The sequence below is a fragment of the Streptomyces sp. NBC_00016 genome, assembly GCF_045040885.1.
Taxonomy (GTDB): Bacteria; Actinomycetota; Actinomycetes; order Streptomycetales; family Streptomycetaceae; genus Streptomyces; species Streptomyces coriariae.
On sequence record NZ_CP108304.1, the window covers coordinates 4,135,862 to 4,157,061 of the forward strand.

Consider the following 21,200-nt stretch of genomic DNA (forward strand, 5'->3'; position numbering starts at 1 on the left):
ACACCTCAAGGATGCGGCATCCGCGGCGAAACGAGCAGCGGGCACCCGGCGAGAGCCTGTGCCGCCCCCGTCCGCCGTGCGGCGGGAGGGGTCCTCGTCCGACCTCCGCACCGCGTCTGAGCAGGGAGGTTCACCCATGACCCCGCTCTCCTCACTGAATGACGGATGTCACCCGAACCCGACCCGGTCGGATCTGCCGGACGGCCGGGGCCGCCCCGCCTCGGGCCGGGCCCCGTCCCGCTCCGGACCCGCACGGGCGGGCGGCGGGGACGGGAGGGCGGGGACGCGGCCTAACGGACCAGTCCCCACCGGAAGCCGAGCGCCACCGCGTGCGCGCGGTCCGAGGCGCCGAGCTTCTTGAAGAGCCGGCGGGCGTGCGTCTTGACGGTGTCCTCGGAGAGGAACAGCTCACGGCCGATCTCCGCGTTGGAGCGGCCGTGGCTCATGCCTTCGAGGACCTGGATCTCACGCGCGGTGAGCGTGGGCGCAGCGCCCATCTCGGCCGAGCGCAGCCGGCGCGGGGCGAGCCGCCAGGTCGGGTCGGCGAGCGCCTGCGTGACGGTCGCCCGCAGTTCGGCGCGCGAGGCGTCCTTGTGCAGATAGCCGCGGGCGCCGGCGGCCACCGCGAGGGCGACGCCGTCGAGGTCCTCCGCGACGGTCAGCATGATGATGCGTGCTCCGGGGTCGGCTGACAGAAGCCGACGCACGGTCTCGACGCCGCCCAGTCCGGGCATGCGTACGTCCATCAGAATCAGGTCCGAGCGGTCGGCACCCCAGCGGCGGAGGACTTCCTCGCCGTTGGCCGCCGTCGTCACGCGCTCGACGCCGGGCACGGTCGCAACCGCGCGGCGGAGCGCCTCTCGGGCAAGCGGGGAGTCGTCGCAGACGAGGACGGAAGTCATGGCCGCCCTCCGCAGCTGATGCGCGTCACCTTGTGCCTCCAGGCTGTTACGAATCGTCACCTGTGCGGTCGACCGTCTCGGACGCCTGCCCGAGCGTTTGTGTTTTCAACCGCCACCGCACTCTCAACGACGGTCACTCGAAAGAGTTACGGGGCTGCATGCATTCTTCGGCACTCTACGTGAGGGGGCGGATACAGAGGAGGTGACCACGCGGACCCTCAAGCTTTCATCACAAGCGATGCCCCATTCGGCCCTATTTCTTCCCTTTTACTGGTGTCTGAGGCTAGATTCGCAATGAGTCATATTTTCATCTCCTTAGATCGTAGTTGTACGGTCGTGGGCACCGTATCCGCTCTGAACGGCTACAAGGGGTCACGCAATGGCAGATTTCTCCCGCCTTCCCGGACCGAACGCGGACCTGTGGGACTGGCAGCTCCTGGCTGCCTGCCGCGGGGTGGACAGTTCGCTCTTCTTCCATCCGGAGGGTGAGCGCGGGGCGGCTCGGAGCGCTCGAGAGAACTCGGCCAAGGAGGTCTGCATGAGGTGCCCGGTCCGCGCGCAGTGCGCGGCGCACGCGCTGGCGGTACGCGAGCCGTACGGCGTGTGGGGCGGGTTGACCGAGGACGAGCGCGAGGAGCTGATGGGCCGGGCGCGCAATCGCCTGGTATCGGCGTCGTCGGGCGCGAGAGACGCCTCCTCGAACACATGAAGGAACGTTTCTGCACAGCGCTGTGAAGCGGCGGTTCCCAAAAAGGCGGGCACACACGCGTGTGCCCGCCTTTTTCGGCTGCTGTGCCCGCCCTTTTCGGCTGCGGTGCCCGCCGTTCTCGGCTGCTGTCAGCCGAGGCGCGCCGCCGCCCGCGCCAGCTGCTCCAGCGTGGCCGACACCGCCGGCACCTGGGCCAGGTCGGGCAGCGTGAGCGCGACGATCTCCCGCCGCACCGCCGGTTCCAGGGTCACCGCGCGGGCGCCACGCGGCCGGACGGACTCGATCGCGAGCTGGGGCAGCACGGCGACGCCGAGGCCGGCGCCCACCAGGCCGACCACCGCCGGATAGTCGTCGGTCGCGAAGTCGATGCGCGGCGTGAAGCCGGCGCTCTCGCACACCTGGACCAACTGGCCGCGGCAGCGCGGACAGCCCGCGATCCACGGCTCGGCGGCGAGGTCGCCGATCGCGACGGACCCCGAGGGTCCCGTGCGCGCCAGGCGGTGCCGTTCGGGGACGAGGGCGACCAGCCGGTCCGTCAGCAGCGGCCGTACGACCAGGTCGTCCCATTCGCCTTCGCCTGCCTGCTCGGCGTCGCCGGTGCCCGTCGCGCGTTCGTAGCGAAAGGCGAGAGCGATGTCGCAGTCGCCCTCGCGGAGCAGCTCGACCGACTTCGGCGGCTCGGCCTCCTCCAGGGAGACCCGGGTGCCGGGGTGGGCCGCGCGCAGGGCGGCGAGGGCGGTGGGGACGAGGGTGGAGCTGCCGCTGGGGAAGGACACCAGACGGACCCGGCCGGCGCGCAGCCCCGCGATGGCGGCGACCTCCTCCTCGGCGGCGGTCAGTCCGGACAGGATGCCGGCCGCGTGCCGGACGAGGGCCTCGCCCGCCTGGGTCAGCCGCATCTCGCGTCCGCTGCGGATCAGCAGGGGGGTGCCGACGGACGCCTCCAGCGCCTTCATCTGCTGGCTGACGGCCGGCTGGGTGCAGCCCAGTTCGCGCCCGGCCGCCGAGAAGGAGCCGGTGGCGGCCACGGCACGCAGGACGCGGAGATGACGGGCCTCGATCATCCGCCGAGCATAAGCGAGCCTTGGACAGTCGCGCGAATAATGCGTCGACACTTTGACCTCCGGGCTCGTACCGTGCCGCTATGAGGCTTCTGTCTGTCAATCTGGGCCGCGCGAAGGCCGTGCCGTACACCGACCAGCCGCAGGGCCTGACCGGGATCGACAAGCGGCCGGTCGAGGGACCCGTGCGGATCGCGGCGCCCGGCCCCAAGGGGGTCGGGGGGAGCGGACTGGCCGGGGACACCGTGTGCCACCTGCGCCACCACGGCGGCGACGACCAGGCGGTGTACGCCGTCGCCCGCGAGGACCTCGACGACTGGGAGCGCGAGCTGGGGCGCACGCTGGCCAACGGCGCGTTCGGCGAGAACCTCACCACCACGGGTCTCGACGTCTCCGGCGCGCGGATCGGCGAGCGCTGGCGGATCGGCCCCGAGGTGGTGCTGGAGGTGACGTCCGGGCGGATACCGTGCGGCACCTTCCAGGGCCACGTGGGCGAGAAGCGATGGGTGCGGCGGTTCACCGAGAAGGCGGCCACGGGCGCGTATCTGCGGGTCGTCGTGCCGGGTGAGATCCGCGCGGGGGATCCGGTGCGGATCGTCCACCTGCCGGAGCACGAGGTGACGGCCAGGATGCAGTTCCAGGCCGCCACCACGCACCGGGAGCTGCTGCCCCGGCTGCTCGCGGCGGGCGAGGCCCTGCACTCGGAGACACTGGCGGCGGCCCGGGAGTACGTGGCGAAGTACGGGGGCGGAGCCGGATCCGGGGCCGGGGACTAGTCCGGGGTCCGGGAGCTTGTCCGGATCCGGGGGCAAGTCCGGTGAGGGTTGCGGGTGCTGATTCGGCATCAGCCGAGTCGGTTTCGCGGGGCGGGGCGCGGCGCGGCGGGCGCGGGTGTGCGCACGGAGTCTTCACCTTCGGGAGGCCGCGTGCAGAGAACGGACGCCGGTACTCCGGGTCACTAATCTTCTGCCATGACAACGGCTCTGATTACGGGTTCGACCGCGGGCATCGGTGCCGCGTTCGCGCGCAGACTGGCGGCGGACGGGCATGATCTCGTCCTCGTGGCACGGGACATCAAGCGGCTGCGCGAGCAGGCGACCGAGTTGCACGACCGGCACGGCATCGAGGCGGAGGTGCTGACGGCCGACCTCGCCACGGACGGGGGCATCGAGGCGGTGGCCGCCCGGCTCGGTGACCGCAAGAACCCCGTCGACCTGCTGATCAACAACGCCGGCTTCGGCAACAAGGGCCGCTATCTCGACGTGTCCATGGCCGACGAGCTGAAGATGCTCAAGGTGCACTGCGAGGCGGTGCTGCGGCTGACGTCCGCGGCGACGGCGGCGATGCGCGAGCGCGGGCGCGGGGGTGTCGTCAACGTGGCCTCGGTGGCGGCCTTCGTGCCGCGCGGGACGTACGGGGCGTCCAAGGCCTGGGTCGTGCAGTTCACCCAGGGCGCGGCGAAGGACCTGGCGGGCAGCGGGGTGCGGCTGATGGCGCTGTGCCCGGGGTTCGTGCGCACGGAGTTCCACGAGCGGGCCGGGATGGGCACGGACAACATCCCGGGCTGGATGTGGCTGGACGCGGACAAGCTGGTCGCGGCGGCGCTGCACGACCTGGCGCGCGGGAAGTCGCTGTCCATCCCCGACCCGCGCTACAAGGCGCTGATGGGCCTGGTGAAGGTGACGCCCCGCTCGCTGCTGGGCGGGATCAGTTCGAGGACGGGCCGGAAGTACGGGCCGCAGTAGCGGGCCCGGCGGTGGGCGGGTGGCGTCGGCGCTCCGGTGGGAAAATGGGCGTGACAGGGACCGGACCCAGGGGGGCCGGAGGCGGCGTCATGACGTTCGTACAGCTCATCGACTGCAAGACCAGCCGGTTCGACGAGATGGACCGGCTGATGGACACCTGGGTCGAACAGACCAGGGGCAAGCGGACCGCGTCGCACGCGGTGGTCGGCAAGGACCGCTCGGACGCCTCGCACTTCATCGAGATCGTGGAGTTCCCTTCGTACGAGGAGGCGATGCGGAACTCGAACCTTCCGGAGACCGACAAGGTCTTCCGGGAGCTGGTGGCCCTGTGCGACGAGATGCCGACCTTCACGGATCTCGATGTCGTACGGGACGAGCAGTTGTACGCCGGGACGGCGCGGCGGTTCTTCGAGGCGATCGGCACGCGCGGCGCACTGCCGCCGCTCGACGGTCTGCTGGCCGAGGACTATCACGACCACGATCCCGCCAACGAGCAGGACACCATGGGGATGGACGCGATGCGCCGGGAGGTCGAGATGTGGCGGGGCGGGTTCGACTTCGCCTTCTCCCTCGACGACCAGATCGAGCAGGGTGACCGCGTGTGCAACCGGTGGACCTGGAGCGGCACCCACAAGGGTGACTTCATGGGGATCCCGGCGACCGGGAAGCAGGTCGGGATGACCGGCACGACCGTCTTCCGGTGCCGGGAGGACGGGAAGATCGTCGAAGCCTGGTGGCAGTACGACCGGCTGGGGCTGATGGAGCAGCTGGGCGCGCTGGACGCGCTGGAGCGGTAGGCGACGCGGAGGCCCGGCACCCCTTGTTCATGGGGTGCCGGGCCTCTGCCGTGCCTGCGACCTGGGTCAGTGCCTGTCGACCCGGGCCGTTGTACCGACGCGCTGCGTCAGTGGGAGTGACCGTGGGAGTGGCCCGCGGCGGCCGGCTCTTCCTCTTCCTTCTTCTCGACGACCAGGGTCTCGGTCGTCAGGAGGAGGGAGGCGATGGAGGCGGCGTTCTCCAGGGCGGAGCGGGTGACCTTGACCGGGTCGATGACGCCGGCCTTGACCAGGTCGCCGTACTCGCCGGTCGCGGCGTTGAAGCCCTGGCCCTTGTCGAGCTCGGCGACCTTGGAGGTGATGACGTAGCCCTCGAGGCCCGCGTTCTCGGCGATCCAGCGCAGCGGCTCGACGACGGCGCGGCGGACGACGGCGACACCGGTCGCCTCGTCGCCGGTCTTGCCGAGGCCGCCCTCGAGCACCTTGGCGGCGTGGACGAGCGCGGAGCCACCGCCGGAGACGATGCCCTCCTCGACCGCGGCGCGGGTCGCGGAGATGGCGTCCTCGAGACGGTGCTTCTTCTCCTTCAGCTCCACCTCGGTGGCGGCGCCGACCTTGATCACGCACACGCCGCCGGCCAGCTTCGCGAGGCGCTCCTGGAGCTTCTCGCGGTCCCAGTCGGAGTCGGTGTTCTCGATCTCGGCCTTGATCTGGCCGACGCGGCCCTGGACCTCGGCGGAGTCGCCGGCACCGTCGACGACCGTGGTGTCGTCCTTGGTGACGGTGACGCGGCGGGCGGAGCCGAGCACGTCGACGCCGACCTGGTCGAGCTTGAGGCCGACCTCTTCGGAGATGACGGTGGCGCCGGTGAGGACCGCGAGGTCCTGCAGCATCGCCTTGCGACGGTCACCGAAGCCGGGGGCCTTCACGGCGACCGCGTTGAAGGTGCCGCGGATCTTGTTCACGACCAGGGTCGACAGGGCCTCGCCCTCGAGGTCCTCGGCGATGATCAGCAGCGGGCGGGAGGAGTTGGTCTGGATGACCTTCTCCAGCAGCGGCAGCAGGTCGGCGATCGAGGAGATCTTGCCCTGGTTGATGAGGATGTAGGGGTCCTCGAGGACGGCCTCCATGCGCTCCTGGTCCGTCACGAAGTACGGGGACAGGTAGCCCTTGTCGAAGGCCATGCCCTCGGTGAAGTCCAGCTCCAGACCGAAGGTGTTGGACTCCTCGACGGTGATGACACCGTCCTTGCCGACCTTGTCCATCGCCTCGGCGATGAGCTCGCCGACCTGCTGGTCCTGGGCGGACAGCGCGGCGACGGCGGCGATGTCGGACTTCTCGTCGATCGGGCGGGCGGTGGCCAGCAGATCGTCGGAGATGGCCTTGACGGCGGCGTCGATGCCCTTCTTCAGGGCGGCCGGGGAGGCACCCGCGGCAACGTTCTTCAGACCCTCGCGTACCAGCGCCTGGGCGAGCACGGTGGCGGTGGTCGTACCGTCACCCGCGATGTCGTTGGTCTTGGTCGCCACCTCCTTCACCAGCTGGGCACCGAGGTTCTCGTACGGGTCGTCGAGCTCGACCTCGCGGGCGATCGTGACACCGTCGTTGGTGATGGTGGGGGCGCCGAACTTCTTGTCGATGACGACGTTGCGGCCCTTGGGGCCGATCGTCACCTTGACCGTGTCGGCAAGCTTGTTGACGCCGCGCTCGAGGGCGCGACGGGCGTCCTCGTCGAACTTCAGGATCTTCGCCATGGGAGCGGTTCAGCCCTCTCGGAAAACGTGGGTGAAACGAACGGCGCCCCCAGCACCCGGCTCACTGAGTCGCGGGGGCCAGGGGCGCAGTTCACTGCAAAACTGGGTGAATTACTTCTCGATGATCGCGAGCACGTCGCGAGCCGAGAGGACGAGGTACTCCTCGCCGTTGTACTTCACCTCGGTGCCGCCGTACTTGCTGTACAGGACTACGTCGCCGACCTTGACGTCGAGCGGCAGGCGCTCGCCGTTCTCGAAGCGACCCGGGCCCACCGCGAGGACAGCGCCCTCCTGGGGCTTCTCCTTCGCGGTGTCCGGGATGACCAGGCCAGAGGCGGTGGTCTGCTCGGCGTCGAGCGGCTGGACCACAATGCGGTCCTCGAGCGGCTTGATGGCAACCTTGGAGCTGGTGGTCGTCACGATCCGACCTCCCCCTTCGGAGATCTCACGGGGCTAACTGTCTGAGGTGGCGACCAGGTGGATCCGTCGTCGCGGGTGCCGGACCTGCCCGTCGCGTGTTGGCACTCTCCAGGGGGGAGTGCCAGAACTGAGACTATGACCGTGATTAGCACTCGGTCAAGCGGAGTGCCAATGCCTGCGGCGCGTCGGCCGGATTTCGGCTTGGGTGAGTAGACCTTTTGCCGTGGTGCGCCCGCGTGAGTCCCGTACCGGGGGCTGCCGCCCCCGGGCCCCCGCTTCGGCCCTGAAGGGGCCTCGTCCTCAATCGCCGGACGGGCTGAGATGCACGCGTCCTACAGATAGTCCTCCAGCCTGCCCACCGTCAGGCCCTGCTCCTGTACCCGGCGCAGCAGGTGCGTCGTGCGTTCCCTCAGGCCCGGGCCCGTCGACTCGTCCGGGGCCACGGCGATGATGTCGCCGGGGTGGAGGCGGTGGGGGCCGTGTGTGTAGGTGAGGTCGGTGGGGCCCATCGAGGCACGCCACAGGACGACGGCCGCGATGCCGCAGTCGGCGGCGGCGCGTCGGGTGGTGGTGTCGTAGGTGCCGTAGGGCGGACGGAAGAGGCGGGGGCGCAGGCCGAAGCGGGCGCGGAGTTTGTCCTGCTGGCCGCAGATCTCGGCGCGCTGGCCGGCGTAGGGCAGGCCGCGCAGGGCCGGGTGGTCCAGGGTGTGGTTCTGGATGTTCGCGCCGACGGACCGCAGGCGGGCGAAGTGGGCATAGCCCGGGCCCACCACGCTGTCCGTGAGGAACATGCTCACCGGCAGACGCAGCTCGCGGACCATGTCGACGAAGCGGGGGTCGCGCTCGGCGCCGTCGTCGTAGGTGAGGAAGACGACCTTGTCGGTGGTCGGGACGTGGTCGACGACCGGCGGGAAGGCCGCTCCCGGGCTGCCTGCCAGGGAGCGGGCGGGGTGGCGCGGCGCGGGGGCCAGCGGGGCCGTCAGACCCCAGCGGCGGTACGCGTCCTGCGCGGCCGGGCCGTGCGGGCGGACCCGGGCGGCGGCCTTCTTGCCGAGCCGTTCGATCGGGTCGACGGACTGGGCGCAGCCCGCCAGGGTCGCCAGTGTCGTGAGGGTCGTCAGGATCAGCAGTACGGCCGGCAGCCCCCGCGTCCTCACAGGTAGTCCTCCAGGCGTGCCACCGCGTACCCCTTCGCCGTGACCTTGTTCAGGAACCGGCGGACCATGTCGGGCATCGTGCCCTTCCAGTCGCCTCGGCCGCGGAAGTGGCTCAGGACGATGTCGCCGGGGTGGAGGTCCTGGTCCCACTCGCGGTACTCCCAGTGGTCGACGAAGACCTCCTCGGCCCAGAGCGGGGCGTAGCGCACGCCGCAGGTCTTCGCGGCGCGCAGGGTGTCCTGGTCGTAGTTGCCGAACGGCGGCCGGAAGAGGGTGGGGCGCTTGCCGTAGCGCTTCTCGATCACGTTCTGCATGCCGCAGATCTCGCGCTTCTGGCGGGTGTAGGAAAGGGCGGGCAGGTAGGGGTGGTGCAGGGTGTGGTTGTTCAGTCCCACGCCCCGGTCCTGCATCTTCTTGAAGTAGCCGTAGTCGTCCTTGACCAGGTAGTCGCTGAGGAAGGCGGTGTACGGGATCTTCAGCTCGCTCATCATGCGCAGGAACGCCGGGTCCTTCTCGGCGCCGTCGTCGATGGTGAGGAAGACGACCCGGTCCCTGGTCGGGATCGTGGTGAAGACGGGCGGGAGGCCGAGTTCCTCGTGATCGTGGACCTCGAAGCCCTTGCGGGTGGTGATCTCCGGCTTGTCCGCGGGCGGCGCCGGGGGTGTCAACGGGACCTTCTTCAGACCCCAGCGCTTCGCCGCGGCGACCCGGGCCTGGTGTGCGGCGCGGAGCCTGGAGGCGTACGAGTGCAGGGCGCGGGCGGGTGGCGCCGCGGGAGGCGGCCCCGCCTTCCGGGGCTGCTGGCCCGGCGCGGGGCGGGCCGCGCGGCCGGCGCCCTCGCCGCCTCCCGCGCAGCCCGAGGCGATGGTGGCCAGCGCGAGGACGGCCATCAGGCTCCGGACGCCCGCGCGCCGGCGGGCCGGCCCGCGCCGCCGCGGTACCCGAGAACAGCCGCGCTTCTCATCATTTTGTACGACAGGTCCCATGGCGCCGGATCCTCGCAGTCACCGCCCCGCAACCCCGTCCGACACCGCCGCCGAAGACACACCATCCACCGACTGGCCCAAAGAGACCGGCAGCGGCGGGCGGTGACCGGTGCCGCGGGCCGCTGGTCGACAATGAGGTGGTGAACGACCTCGCTCCCCTCCTCACCGCCGAGGGCCGTGCCCTCCTCGACCTGGTGCGCGGCACCGCTCCCGCCGACGAGCTCGCCGTCGCCACCCGGCTGCGCCGCGAGCACCCGGCCGGCCTGGTGTCCGCGGCGCTCGGCCAGGCCCGGCTGCGCCAGCGGGCGGCGGCGAAGTTCGGGGCCGAGGACGCGGAGCGGATGTTCTTCACGCCGAACGGCGTGGAGCAGTCGACGCGGGCGAGTGTCGCCGGATACCGGGCCGAGCGGATGAAGGCACAGGGCGTGACGTCGGTCGCCGACCTGTGCTGCGGGATCGGCGGCGACGCGATCGCGCTCGCCCGGGCCGGGATCCGGGTGCTGGCCGTGGACCGGGACCCGGTCACGGCCGAGGTGGCGCGCGCGAACGCCGACGCGCTGGGGCTGAGCGCGCTGATCGAGGTGCGGGAGGCGGACGTCACCGAGGTGGACACCGGTGGCTACGACGCCGTGTTCGTCGATCCGGCGCGCCGGGGCGGCCGCGGGCGCATCTTCGATCCCGAGGCGTACTCGCCTCCCCTGTCGTGGGCGGTCGGCGCAGCCCTCGCCGCCCCGCGCGCCGCCCTCAAGATCGCGCCCGGCGTGCCGCACGAGGCGATCCCGGCCGAGGCCGAGGCCGAGTGGATCTCGGACGGCGGGGACGTGAAGGAGGCGGTGCTGTGGTTCGGCACCGAGCCGGGGGCCGTGCGGGCCACCCTGCTCCCGGGGCCGCGGACCCTGCTCGGCGCCGGGCTGCCCGACCCGGACGTCCGGCCGGTCGGGCGGTATCTGTACGAGCCCGACGGCGCCGTCATCCGGGCCCATCTGGTCGCCGACGTGGCCCGGGAGCTCGACGGCGGGCTGATCGACGAGACCATCGCCTACGTCACCGCCGACGCCCTGCGGCCCACCCCCTACGCCACCGCCTACGAGATCACCGACCGGCTTCCCTTCAACGTGAAGAAGTTGAAGGCGCTGCTGCGGGAGCGGGAGGTCGGGATCCTGACCGTGAAGAAGCGGGGGTCGGCGGTGGAGCCGGAGGAGCTGCGCAGGAAGGTGCTCCCCAAGGGTCAGGGGCCGCACTCGGCGACCGTGTTCCTGACACGGGTGGCGGGGGCGCCGACGATGCTCGTCGGGGCCCCCGCCGGGTCGGCCGTTACTGCCGGTGGAGCGTCTTGAGCGGTGCCAGGTTCGGCTGGGCACCGACCGCGCCGGGACGCTGCGCGGTGGTGTCCGAGGCGTCGCCGTCGGTGCGGGCGGCGAAGGCACTCGCCGACGTGCTCGGCGGGATGACGCCGTTCAGGTACGGGGTGTACGTGACGTAGGCGCTGCCCGGGCCCATCGTGGCGCCCACGGTGTTCAGCGCGGCCGGGGAGATCGAGCTGTTGACGCCGAAGGCCGCCGTGAAGTTGACGCTGGCCGTCTCACGCTGGAAGTAGCTGGTGAGCTCGGGCGACGGAGCGGCGGCGCTGGTGGTCCACAGGAGAGGTCCGAAGACGTTCATCGCCGAGGCCGCCGACACGCCGTCGCGCCAGGAGCCGGAGTAGGCGAGGCCGGTCTGGCTCGGCGCGGACCACCAGAACATCGCGATGGCCACCGAGATCGACGGGTCCGTGGTCCCCGAGATCGGGTAGTACGAGTACGTCGACGGCCAGCGCGAGAAGCTCGAGTGGGTCAGCGCGTACTTCGCCGCCGCACCGACCGTGATGATCATGGTCTTGTCGGGGTTCAGGCTGTTCAGGTACGACTGCACCGACGCGGTCAGCTTGTTGCCGTTGGTGAGCACGACACCGCCCGCGCTGGCGGCGCCGTCCGAGCCGGCCGCGGCCGCCGCCGAGAGGGCCGCGCGGTACTCGGTACCGCCGGCCAGGAAGACGTACTTGGGGGCGGAGGTGATCGTCCTGGTCACCATCACCGAGGTCGCGTAGCGGTCCGCGCCGGTCAGCCGCACGGGGACGTAGCCGAGCGCCTTCACCTGGTTGAGGACCGTGTTGTCCAGGACGGACGTGCTGCCGACCAGGTACACGGGCTTGCCGGGCTTCAGCATCCGCTTCAGCTCGTTCTTCGTCGTCGAGGACAGCCCGGTCTTCTGGGTCATCAGCACCGGGCCCTCCTTCCGGCCGGCCAGGGCGGGCGCGCTGACGGCGTACGCCGGGTCGTCCTGGTTGACCAGCACCGCGGACTTGGCGTCCATCAGGCCGGGCACGCTCCCGCCGACGGTGTTCCAGGTCCAGCGGGAGGAGGCGGTGACGGTGAGGTAGGGGTTGGCGCCCCAGATCCGCGCGGTGCCGTTCTTGCGCAGCGGCTGCCAGCTGGGGTTCCCGACCTGGTTGCTCTGCGTCGCGCCGGTGACCGCGGTCAGCTCGCCGGTCGTCGTGTCGACGTACTCGACGGTGTGCACGTCGTCGCTGTTCGGCGAGGTGTGGGCGTCGAAGAGGATCCGCTTGCCGGTCGGCGACCAGGACGGGGCGGCGTACCGGCGCGGGCCGGTGGTGAGCTGCTTGACGTCGGTGCCGTCGGCGTTCGCCGTGAAGATCTGCGGGTTGCCGTCGGTGTCCTTGCGGACGAACGCCAGCTTGGTGCCGTCCGGCGACCAGGCGGGCTGCTCGGCGTCGGCCAGGGCGAGCTTGACCGTGTTCGCGGAGCCGTCGTAGACGTACACGCCGGCACCGGCGTTGCAGCTGCCCGCGCGGCGCTCGAACGCGACGAGGCCCTTGACGTTCACGCTCGGCTCGGAGTCGCAGACGGTGGCCGGTTCCAGGTTCGCCGGCAGCAGCGGGCCGGGCGCCCACGAAGCGTCGGAGGGGCCGTAGGCGAGCTGACCGCCGCTGGCGAAGACGACGTAGCGGCCGCCGTTCCAGAAGGTCAGGTCCTCGTACGGGGCGCTGGAGCGCAGGCCCTGCGCCCACGGCAGGGTGATCTTCTTGGTGCCGTTGGGCAGCACGCTGGAGATCTGGCCGGACACGCTGAGCACGCGGCTTCCGTCCGGTGCCCAGGTGGCGTAACTGCCCACGTTGGGGATGGTGCTGGTCTGGCCGGTGGCGGGGTCGACGAGCAACCCGCCGTCGTTGAGGATCTTGCCCTCGGTGCCCGGCCAGGGTCCGGCGTCGTCGGCGACGGCGCCGGGTACGGCGGCCAGGGTGCCCGCGGCGGCGAGCGCCGCCACGGTGGCGAGCGCCGCGGCACGGCGGCGCGTGAACATTCTCAAGTTGTAGACCCCCGGGGATCACATGATGTCGTCGGAGCCGCGCGTGGGCCGGGTCGGGTCGGCGTCGTCCCCCGTCGCCGTTTCCCCTCGGCCGCACAGTCGTTCCACAGCGGCCGGATCACTCTAGGTCGCCCCCGCCACAAAGGGAACGGACTTACGGCCGACAAACGTTCGAAATTACCGGGGCTTTAGGTGTGCGGGCCGCGAGGTGCCCTCAGTTCGGTCGGCACTCGTCGGCCCGCGCCCGCAGCAGCTCCCGTTCCCGTTCGTTGCCCGTCAGCTCCGCGGCCCGTTCGAACTCGGCCTTCGCCTCCGCCGTCCGGCCCAGCCGCAGCAGCAGGTCGCCGCGGACGCTGGGGAGGAGGTGGTAGTCGCGCAGGGTCGGCTCGGCGACGAGACGGTCGACGATCTCCAGCGCGGGTCCCGGGCCGTCCGCCATCGACACGGCGACCGCGCGGTTGAGTTCGACGACCGGGGACGGGGTCCGGGCGACCAGCAGCCCGTACAGGGTGGCGATGGCCGTCCAGTCGGTGTCCTCGTAGGTGTGGGCGTGCGCGTGACAGGCGGCCACGGCCGCCTGGAGGGCGTACGGGCCGGGGGCGCCGGTGGCCACGGCGCCGGCCCGGTCGAGGGCGGCGATGCCACGGGCGACGAGCATGCGGTTCCAGCGGCGCCGGTCCTGGTCCTTGAGCAGGACGGGCCTGCCGTCGGGGGCGGTGCGGGCGGCCGTGCGGGACGCCTGGAACTCCAGCAGCGAGACCAGGCCGTGGACCTCGGGCTCCTTCGGCATCAGGGCCGCGAGCTGCCGGGCCAGCCGCAGCGCGTCCTCGCACAGGGCCGGGCGCAGCCAGTCGTCGCCCGCGGTGGCCGCGTACCCCTCGTTGAAGATGAGGTAGATGACGTCGAGGACCGAACCGAGCCGGGCCTCGCGGTCGGGTCCGTACGGCACCTCGAAGGCGATGTTCCTGGTGGCCAGGGTCTTCTTGGCGCGGACGATGCGCTGGGCGACGGTCGGTTCGGGGACCAGGAAGGCGCGGGCGATCTCGGGAGTGCTCAGGCCGCCGAGCAGGCGCAGGGTGAGGGCGATCCGGGCCTCGGCGGAGAGCACCGGGTGGCAGGCGGTGAAGACGAGCCTGAGCAGGTCGTCGTCGATGGCATCCGGATCGGCGGGCTCCTCCGGCGGGACCGCCGGGTCCAGCCCGCGGCCGATCTCCTGGAGCTTGCGGGCGTAGTTCTCCCGGCGCCGGACCAGGTCGACGGCGCGGTGCCGGGCGGCGGCCGTGAGCCAGGCGCCGGGGTTGTCCGGCACCCCGTCGCGCGGCCACTGCTCCAGGGCGGCGACCAGGGCGTCCTGCGCCAGCTCCTCGGCGATGCCGACGTCCCGCACGACACGGGCGACGGCGGCGATGACGCGGGGGGACTCGAGGCGGAAGACGGTCTCGATGGCGGCACGGGGGTCCGGCGGTCGCGCGGCACGCGGATCCGGGGCGCCGCGGGAGTCCGAGGCGGCACGCGGGTCCGAGGCGGCACGCGGATCAGGGGCGGTGCTGGGGTCCGAGGCGGGACTGGGGTCCGAGGCGGGACTGGGGTCCGAGGCGGGCTGTTGTTCCACAGCCCACCATCGAACACCTCGGTGGTCGTTCAGGCCAAGGGAGGCAAGGAAGGCTCAGCCTTCCGCGATCTCCCGCACCTCACAGGTCACCGTCCAGTGCTCCTCGTGCACCTTCAGGAACCGCTTCGTCCACTCGATGGCCTCGGCCATGTCCTTGCACTGCATCAGCGCGTAGCCGCCGACGACCTCCTTGGACTCGGTGAAGGGCCCGTCGGTGAGGGAGATCTTCCCGCCCTCCCAGTGCGCGCGGACACCCTGCGCGGACGGGGTGAGCCCGGCGGTGTCGAGCATGACGCCGGCCTTGGTGACCTCCTCGATCAGCTCGCCCATCCGCTGCATCAGCTCGGGGCTGGGGCCCTCGGCGGGGGCGGTGGCCTCGTCGATCTTCACGAGCGACAGGTAGCGGGGCATGGTGACTCCTCGGATGCGGTGAGCCGGGTCCCTCCCGGCCTCTCACCCCTTCGTCGAACGGGGGACGACCGGATCGACACCCTCGCCGGGCTTTTTCGCGGAAACTTTTCCGGCCGGCGTTTCCGCAGCTCACGCCCCCTTCCGCACCCAGCAGGGCCGGTTCACCTCAGCGACGCCCACAGCTCGCTCGCCGCCGGTTCCTGTGCCACCACCCGGTTGGGGTCGGAGGGGGCCGCCACCACGGGCATGGTCACCGTCTCGAGGCGGGCGGCCGAGAGGCCCTTCAGGCTCTGGCCGAGCTCCATCAGCGCGGCGAGGGAGTCGAGGCCGGTGTCCGTCGTGAGGCTGCCGGTGACCGCGTCGGCGACCGTGTACAGCTCGGTGGGGCTGGTCAGCAGGTCGGTCGAGGCGATCTGCTGAAGCAGGGCCTTCACCAGCGTCTGCTGGAGGCCGATGCGGCCGAGGTCGCTGCCGTCGCCTATGCCGTGCCGGGTGCGGGCCAGGGCGAGCGCCCGGGTGCCGTCCAGATGGTGGGTGCCGGCCGCGAGGTGCAGATGGCTGTCGTCGTCGTCGATGTCCTCGTCGGTGGTGACGGTGACCCCGCCGAGCGCGTCCACGAGCTTCGCGAAGCCCGAGAAGTCGACCTCGATGTAGTGGTCCATGCGGACGTCGGTGATCGACTCGACCGTCTTGACGGCGCAGACGGGACCGCCGACCGAGTAGGCGGTGTTGAACATCGCGCCGTAGGCCACCGCCGTCGAGCCGCCGTCGGACAGCGGGCAGGAGGGGCGGGTGACGAGGGTGTCGCGCGGGATGCTGACGACGGTGGCGGTCGTGCGGCCCGCGTCGATGTGCACGACCATCGCGGTGTCGGAACGGGCGCCCGAGCTGTCGCCGCCGCCGAGCGCCTGGTTCTCCTCGCCGCTGCGCGAGTCCGAGCCCAGCACCAGGATGTTCACGGCCTCGGTGGGCAGTGGGGAGGCGGACGCCGAGCCGGACGGGGACGGGGCCGTGACCGCCTTCGCGGGGCGGTTGTCGCCGAGCGCGTTGTCGATGTCGACGCTCTTGATGTTGTCGTTGAGGTGCCAGTAGGCCCAGCCCGCCGTCCCGATGCCCACCACCAGGGCGGCGGCCAGGGTGAGACCGGCGGCCTTCAGCACTCTCGACCGCCGGCCCTGCTGTCTGCCCGCGTCGTCCTGCTCCTCGTGTCGCGTCACGCACAGGAACGTAAGTCCGAATTATGAGCGAACTGTTAGGACGGCCGCCCCACGGCGAACTTCTTGTGAAAATCTCACGATCCTCAGCCCAGCGTCACCGTCGGAACCGGATTGCTGCCGCTCCAGCTCGCGTTGAACCCGAAGCTCACCGAGCCCCCGTCCGGAACCGACCCGTTGTACGAGGCGTTCACACAGGTCACGGCCGCCCCCGACTGGGTGCAGCCGGCGTTCCAGGCCTGGGTGATCTGCTGGCCCGCTCCGTACGTCCAGGTCACCTTCCAGGAGGACAGCGCGGCGCCCGAGCAGGAGATCGTCACGTTCCCGGTGAACCCGGTGTTCCACTGACTGCCCACGCTGTACGCCGCCGTGCACGCGCCGGTCGGCGGAGGCGTCGTCGTGCCGCCCAGCGCCTCCGCGATGCCGTAGTACGCCGGTTTCGGCAGGTAGTTCGCGTCGTACGGCGTCGCCGCCCCCTGTCCCGGGAAGGTGCTCTCCACCCAGGAGTCGGAGTCGGTGAAGCCCCACACGGTGAGGTTCACGCAGCGCGCCACCGCCACACAGGCCGCGGTGACCGCCTTGTAGTCGGCCTTCTGCTGGGCCAGTTCGGCGCTGTCGGACGGGAGCGTCATCCGGATGTCCAGCTCGGTGATGGCCACGTCGACGCCGAGGTCGGCGAAGCGCTGGATGTTCTGCTGGAAGGTGGACGGGACCTGACCGAGGATGAGGTGGGCCTGGAGGCCGACCCCGTCGATCGGGACTCCCCGCTCCTTCAGCGACTTGACCAGGTTGTAGAGGGCGGTGCTCTTCGCGTTGACGCCCTCGACGTTGTAGTCGTTGATGTACAGCTTGGCGGCGGGGTCGGCGGCCCGCGCCCAGGTCAGCGCGTTGGCGATGTAGTCCGCGCCGAGGCCGTTGTACCAGAGGGTCGAGCGGTAGGTGCCGTCCTCGTTGAAGGGCTCGTTGACGACGTCCCAGGCGGCGATCTTTCCCTGGTAGCGGCCGACCTCGGTGTTGATGTGGTTCTGCAGCAGGGTGCTCAACTGGGCGGACGTCCAGGTGCCGTTGGTGAGCCAGTTGGGGTTCTGGCTGTGCCAGACCAGGGTGTGGCCGCGCACCTGCTGGTTGTGGGCCTGCGCGAAGGCCACGATCTGGTCGGCCTCCGCCCAGTTGAAGGAGCCCTGGGTCGGCTCCACCGAGCCCCACTTCATGGCGTTGCCGGGGGTCAGCGAGCCGAACTGCGCCCCTGCGATGTCGCCGTAGGTCCCGGTGAGCTTGGAGCCGGTGACCGCCGTGCCGACGACCTTGCCCTTGGCCGCCCCGAGCTCGCGCAGCGGGGTGTCGGCGGCGTGCGCCACTCCGCTCAGGAGGGCGCCGACGGTGGCCGCCCCGGCGAGCAGGGCGGCGAGACGTGCACGTATCGACGAACTGGAGGATCTCATTGCGGGTGCCTCCGAAAGTTTCGGTCGTGCAACCGATTGACTTCGGAGGAGTGTGGAGGCGTCCGTCACACCCGTCAATACGTCAACTTCCGGCCACCCGCGTCCCCGGGGTCCTACCGGGCGGGCGGCGCCCCGGTGCTCGTGCGCACCACCAGGCTCGTCGCCAGCTCCACCCGCGTCGCCGTCGGCGTCTCCCGGGACGCCGAGCGCCCCAGCTCCAGCACCAGCCGGGCCGCCGCCTCGGCCATCTCCGTGAGCGGCTGCCGTACGGTCGTCAGCGGCGGGCCCACCCAGCGGGCCACCGGCAGGTCGTCGAAGCCGACCACGCTCACGTCCTCCGGGATGCGCAGCCCCAGCTCACGGGCGGCCTCGTAGCAGCCGAGCGCCTGGAGGTCGTTGCCCGCGAAGACTGCGGTGGGCCGGTCGGGGCGGTCGAGGAGCTCACGGCCGAGCCGGTAGCCGGTCTCGTGGTGGAAGTCGCCTGTCTTGATCAGCTGCTGGTCGACCGGCAGCCCGGCCGTCTCCAGCGCGGCCCGGTAGCCGTCGATCCGGGCGCGGCTGCACATCATCTGCGGCGGCCCGCTGATCGCCCCGATCCGCCGGTGCCCCAGCTCGACCAGGTGCCGGGTCGCGGCGAGGCCGCCCTGCCAGTTGGTGGCCCCGATGGACGGCACGTCGGCGCCCGGGTCGCCGGCCGGGTCCATCACCACGAACGGGATGGACCGGCTGGTCAGCAGCGCCCGCTGGGACTCGTCGAGCCCGGACAGGACCAGCACGACCCCGTGCGGGCGGCGGGCCGCCACCTGGTCGGCCCAGGTCCGGCCGGGCGTGAGCCGTCCGGCGCTCTCGCTCAGCACGACACTCAGCCCGGCGTCGCGCGCCACGTTCTCCACGCCCCGGATGACCTCCATCGCCCAGGCGCTCTCCAGCTCGTGGAAGACCAGGTCGATCAAGGGGGAACGGGTCGCCTCGGCGCGGCGGCGACGGTAGCCGTGGGCGCGCAGCAGTTCCTCGACGCGGCTACGGGTCGTCGGGGCGACATCGGCGCGGCCGTTGAGGACCTTCGAAACAGTCGGTGCCGATACGCCGGCCTCACGGGCGATCTCCGCGAGCGTCGCGGTCTGCGTCGGCCGCGCTTCTGTCCGCGTTTCCACGGGCTCCGAGGGTGTCATGGCGGCGATCGTATCGCCACGCGACCTCTTGACGAACCTATTGCGACGCCATAGGTTCCCGGAACATTCGAAGTACAGCTCGAAACATTCGTACCAGTTGCTCTCCGCACCGACTGTCCACCTGGTGGCTCACCGACCTCTGACAGGAGTTTCATGACCACCGCCCCCTGGCGTGACCCCGCCCTGCCCGCCGCCGCCCGTGTCGACGACCTCCTCTCCCGGATGACCCTGGAGGAGAAGACCGCCCAGCTGTACGGCGTGTGGGTCGGCGCCGCGACGGACGGCGACGGAGTCGCCCCGCATCAGCATGACATGACCGCCGACTACGACTGGAACGAGCTGATCACCCGGGGGCTCGGCCAGCTGACCCGGTCCTTCGGCACCGCGCCCGTCGACCCCGCGCTCGGCGCCCGCGCGCTGGCCCTCGCCCAACGGCGGATCGCCGCGGCCGGCCGCTTCGGCATCCCGGCCGTCGCCCACGAGGAGTGCCTGGCCGGCTTCACCGCCTGGCGGGCCACCGCCTACCCGGTCCCGCTGGCCTGGGGCGCCGCCTTCGACCCGCCGCTGGTGGAGGAGATGGGCCGGGCGATCGGCCGCGACCTGCGCGCGGTCGGAGTCCACCAGGGCCTCGCCCCCGTCCTGGACGTCGTCCGCGACCCGCGCTGGGGACGGGTCGAGGAGACGATCGGCGAGGACCCGTACCTGGTCGGCACGGTCGGCACGGCCTATGTCCGCGGGCTCGAGTCCGCCGGGATCGTCGCCACGCTCAAGCACTTCGCCGGGTACGCCTCCTCGGCGGGCGCCCGCAACCTGGCCCCGGTGCGGGCGGGCACCCGGGAGTTCGCCGATGTGACCCTGCCGCCCTTCGAGATGGCCCTGCGCGAGGGCGGCGCCCGCTCGGTGATGGCGGCCTACACGGAACGCGACGGTGTCCCGGCCTCCGCCGACCCCGAGCTGCTCACCCGCCTCCTGCGGGAGGAGTGGGGCTTCACCGGCACGGTCGTCGCCGACTACTTCGGCATCGGCTTCCTCCAGACCCTGCACCGGGTCGCCGGCACCCCCGCGCAGGCGGCCCACCTCGCCCTGGCCGCCGGCATCGATGTCGAACTGCCCACCGTGAAGTACTACGGCGAGACCCTGGTCGCGGCCGTGCGCGCCGGCGAGCTCCCCGAGGAGCTGGTGGACCGGGCCGCCCACCGCGTCCTGCTCCAGAAGTGCGAACTGGGCCTGCTGGACGAGGACTGGCAGCCGCCGAGCCCCGAGTCGGTCGACCTCGACCCGGCGACGAACCGCGCCCTGGCCCGCCGGCTGGCCGAGGAGTCGGTGGTCCTGCTGGACAACCCCGACGGGCTGCTCCCGCTCGCCCCCGACACCCGCGTCGCCGTGGTCGGCCCGCGGGCCGCCGACGCGCTGGCCATGCTGGGCTGCTACTCCTTCCCGTCCCATGTCCTCACCCACCACCCCGAGGTGGACCTGGGCATCGACATCCCCACCGTGCTGGAGTCCCTGCGGGGCGAACTCCCCGACGCGAAGGTCACGTTCACGGAAGGGTGCGGGGTCTCGGACCCGGACCCGTCCGGCTTCACCGAGGCCATCGCCCGCGCCGCGGAGGCGGACGTCTGCGTGGCCGTCCTGGGCGACCGGGCGGGCCTGTTCGGCCGGGGCACCTCGGGCGAGGGCTGCGACGTGGCCGACCTGACCCTGCCCGGCGTCCAGGGCGAACTGCTGGACGCGCTGGTCGCGACGGGTGTCCCGGTCGTCCTGGTCCTGCTCACCGGCCGCCCGTACGCGCTCGGCCGCTGGCACGGACGGCTGGGGGCGGTCGTCCAGGCGTTCTTCCCGGGCGAGGAGGGCGGTCCGGCGGTGGCCGGCGTGCTCTCGGGCCGGGTGAACCCCTCGGGCCGCCTCCCGGTGAGCGTGCCGCGCGTGCCGGGCGGTCAGCCCTGGACCTACCTCCAGCCGCCGCTGGGTCTGGCGGGCGAGGTCAGCAACCTGGACCCGACCCCGCTGTACCCGTTCGGACACGGGCGCTCGTACACGCGGTTCGCGTGGGAGGACTTCTCCGGCCCGGACGCGGAGATCGGCACGGACGGCTCGTACGACCTGTCCGTCACGGTCCGCAACACCGGCGAGCGGGCGGGCGCGGAGGTCGTGCAGCTGTATCTGCACGACCCGGTGGCGAGCGTCACCCGTCCCGACGTACGGCTGATCGGCTATCAGCGGCTGGAACTGGCGGCGGGCGGGTCGGCCCGGGTGACGTTCCGCTTCCACGCCGACCTGTCGGCGTTCACCGACCGCGCGGGACGCCGGGTGGTCGAACCCGGGGATCTGGAGCTGCGGTTGGGGACGTCCAGCGGGCAGGCGCGGGAGGTGGCGCGGGTGCGGCTCGCCGGGCCGGTGCGCGAGGTGGGGGCGGAGCGGCGGCTGCGGTGCGAGGCGGACGTCCTGCGAAATTGACGTGTTCACGGGCGCT

General features: G+C 71.7%; 18 protein-coding genes. 6 read left to right on the forward strand and 12 right to left on the reverse strand.

Annotated features, from left to right (window positions below):
* Positions 1–290: 290 nt before the first annotated feature.
* Entirely contained in the window at positions 291–902 is a 612-nt protein-coding gene (locus tag OG933_RS18125) for a response regulator transcription factor (RefSeq protein WP_003948568.1), read from the reverse strand.
* A 379-nt stretch (positions 903–1,281) separates the two neighbouring features.
* On the opposite strand from OG933_RS18125, the gene OG933_RS18130 reads away from it, so the two are divergent.
* On the forward strand, positions 1,282–1,611 hold the full coding sequence (locus tag OG933_RS18130; RefSeq protein ID WP_020132152.1) for a WhiB family transcriptional regulator: 330 nt from the start codon (positions 1,282–1,284) through the stop codon (positions 1,609–1,611).
* Between the two features lie 128 nt (positions 1,612–1,739).
* Here OG933_RS18130 and OG933_RS18135 read toward each other — a convergent pair whose 3' ends face one another.
* Positions 1,740–2,675 carry a LysR family transcriptional regulator gene (locus tag OG933_RS18135; protein ID WP_362517783.1) on the reverse strand — a complete coding sequence of 312 codons (936 nt, stop codon included), beginning with the start codon at positions 2,673–2,675 and terminating at the stop codon, positions 1,740–1,742.
* Positions 2,676–2,755: 80 nt separating this feature from the next.
* Here OG933_RS18135 and OG933_RS18140 point away from each other — a divergent pair, with 80 nt between their 5' ends.
* The 3 genes from OG933_RS18140 (at position 2,756) to OG933_RS18150 (ending at position 5,214) form a co-directional block, all read left to right on the forward strand.
* Positions 2,756–3,448, forward strand: a complete 693-nt coding sequence (locus OG933_RS18140; protein WP_362517786.1) for an MOSC domain-containing protein — start codon at positions 2,756–2,758, stop codon at positions 3,446–3,448.
* A 195-nt stretch (positions 3,449–3,643) separates the two neighbouring features.
* Complete coding sequence (locus OG933_RS18145) at positions 3,644–4,417, forward strand: SDR family oxidoreductase (protein WP_020132155.1); 774 nt, start codon at positions 3,644–3,646, stop codon at positions 4,415–4,417.
* Positions 4,418–4,506: 89 nt separating this feature from the next.
* A complete protein-coding gene (locus tag OG933_RS18150) occupies positions 4,507–5,214 on the forward strand; it encodes an ester cyclase (RefSeq protein WP_362517789.1) in 708 nt (235 codons plus the stop codon).
* Positions 5,215–5,321: 107 nt separating this feature from the next.
* On the opposite strand, the gene groL is transcribed toward OG933_RS18150, so the two are convergent.
* The 4 genes from groL to OG933_RS18170 all read right to left on the reverse strand — a co-directional run bounded on the left by groL (position 5,322) and on the right by OG933_RS18170 (position 9,414).
* On the reverse strand, positions 5,322–6,947 hold the full coding sequence (gene groL / locus OG933_RS18155; RefSeq protein WP_020132157.1) for a chaperonin GroEL: 1,626 nt from the start codon (positions 6,945–6,947) through the stop codon (positions 5,322–5,324).
* 111 nt (positions 6,948–7,058) lie between these two features.
* On the reverse strand, positions 7,059–7,367 hold the full coding sequence (gene groES, locus OG933_RS18160) for a co-chaperone GroES (protein ID WP_020132158.1): 309 nt from the start codon (positions 7,365–7,367) through the stop codon (positions 7,059–7,061).
* A 332-nt stretch (positions 7,368–7,699) separates the two neighbouring features.
* Entirely contained in the window at positions 7,700–8,524 is an 825-nt protein-coding gene (locus OG933_RS18165) for a polysaccharide deacetylase family protein (protein WP_405627851.1), read from the reverse strand.
* Positions 8,521–9,414, reverse strand: a complete 894-nt coding sequence (locus tag OG933_RS18170; protein WP_362517792.1) for a polysaccharide deacetylase family protein — start codon at positions 9,412–9,414, stop codon at positions 8,521–8,523. Before OG933_RS18170 ends, OG933_RS18165 begins: the two co-directional genes overlap by 4 nt.
* A gap of 236 nt (positions 9,415–9,650) precedes the next feature.
* Here OG933_RS18170 and OG933_RS18175 point away from each other — a divergent pair, with 236 nt between their 5' ends.
* The gene (locus OG933_RS18175; protein ID WP_405627853.1) at positions 9,651–10,847 is read left to right on the forward strand and encodes a THUMP-like domain-containing protein; all 1,197 of its coding nucleotides are present in this window, start codon (positions 9,651–9,653) and stop codon (positions 10,845–10,847) included.
* On the opposite strand, the gene OG933_RS18180 is transcribed toward OG933_RS18175, so the two are convergent.
* The 6 genes from OG933_RS18180 to OG933_RS18205 form a co-directional block, all read right to left on the reverse strand.
* A complete protein-coding gene (locus OG933_RS18180) occupies positions 10,825–12,870 on the reverse strand; it encodes a cell wall-binding repeat-containing protein (RefSeq protein WP_362517798.1) in 2,046 nt (681 codons plus the stop codon). The two genes, OG933_RS18175 and OG933_RS18180, sit on opposite strands and share 23 nt — an antisense overlap.
* Before the next feature lie 220 nt (positions 12,871–13,090).
* Positions 13,091–14,320 carry an RNA polymerase sigma factor gene (locus tag OG933_RS18185; RefSeq protein WP_362518338.1) on the reverse strand — a complete coding sequence of 410 codons (1,230 nt, stop codon included), beginning with the start codon at positions 14,318–14,320 and terminating at the stop codon, positions 13,091–13,093.
* A gap of 222 nt (positions 14,321–14,542) precedes the next feature.
* The gene (locus tag OG933_RS18190; protein ID WP_020132164.1) at positions 14,543–14,899 is read right to left on the reverse strand and encodes a YciI family protein; all 357 of its coding nucleotides are present in this window, start codon (positions 14,897–14,899) and stop codon (positions 14,543–14,545) included.
* A 161-nt stretch (positions 14,900–15,060) separates the two neighbouring features.
* Entirely contained in the window at positions 15,061–16,116 is a 1,056-nt protein-coding gene (locus OG933_RS18195) for an LCP family protein (RefSeq protein ID WP_405627855.1), read from the reverse strand.
* A gap of 83 nt (positions 16,117–16,199) precedes the next feature.
* Complete coding sequence (locus OG933_RS18200; RefSeq protein ID WP_405627856.1) at positions 16,200–17,555, reverse strand: endo-1,4-beta-xylanase; 1,356 nt, start codon at positions 17,553–17,555, stop codon at positions 16,200–16,202.
* A gap of 113 nt (positions 17,556–17,668) precedes the next feature.
* Positions 17,669–18,727 carry a LacI family DNA-binding transcriptional regulator gene (locus OG933_RS18205; RefSeq protein WP_362517808.1) on the reverse strand — a complete coding sequence of 353 codons (1,059 nt, stop codon included), beginning with the start codon at positions 18,725–18,727 and terminating at the stop codon, positions 17,669–17,671.
* Between the two features lie 153 nt (positions 18,728–18,880).
* Here OG933_RS18205 and OG933_RS18210 point away from each other — a divergent pair, with 153 nt between their 5' ends.
* The gene (locus OG933_RS18210; protein ID WP_405627858.1) at positions 18,881–21,184 is read left to right on the forward strand and encodes a glycoside hydrolase family 3 N-terminal domain-containing protein; all 2,304 of its coding nucleotides are present in this window, start codon (positions 18,881–18,883) and stop codon (positions 21,182–21,184) included.
* The last annotated feature ends 16 nt before the right edge of the window (positions 21,185–21,200 follow it).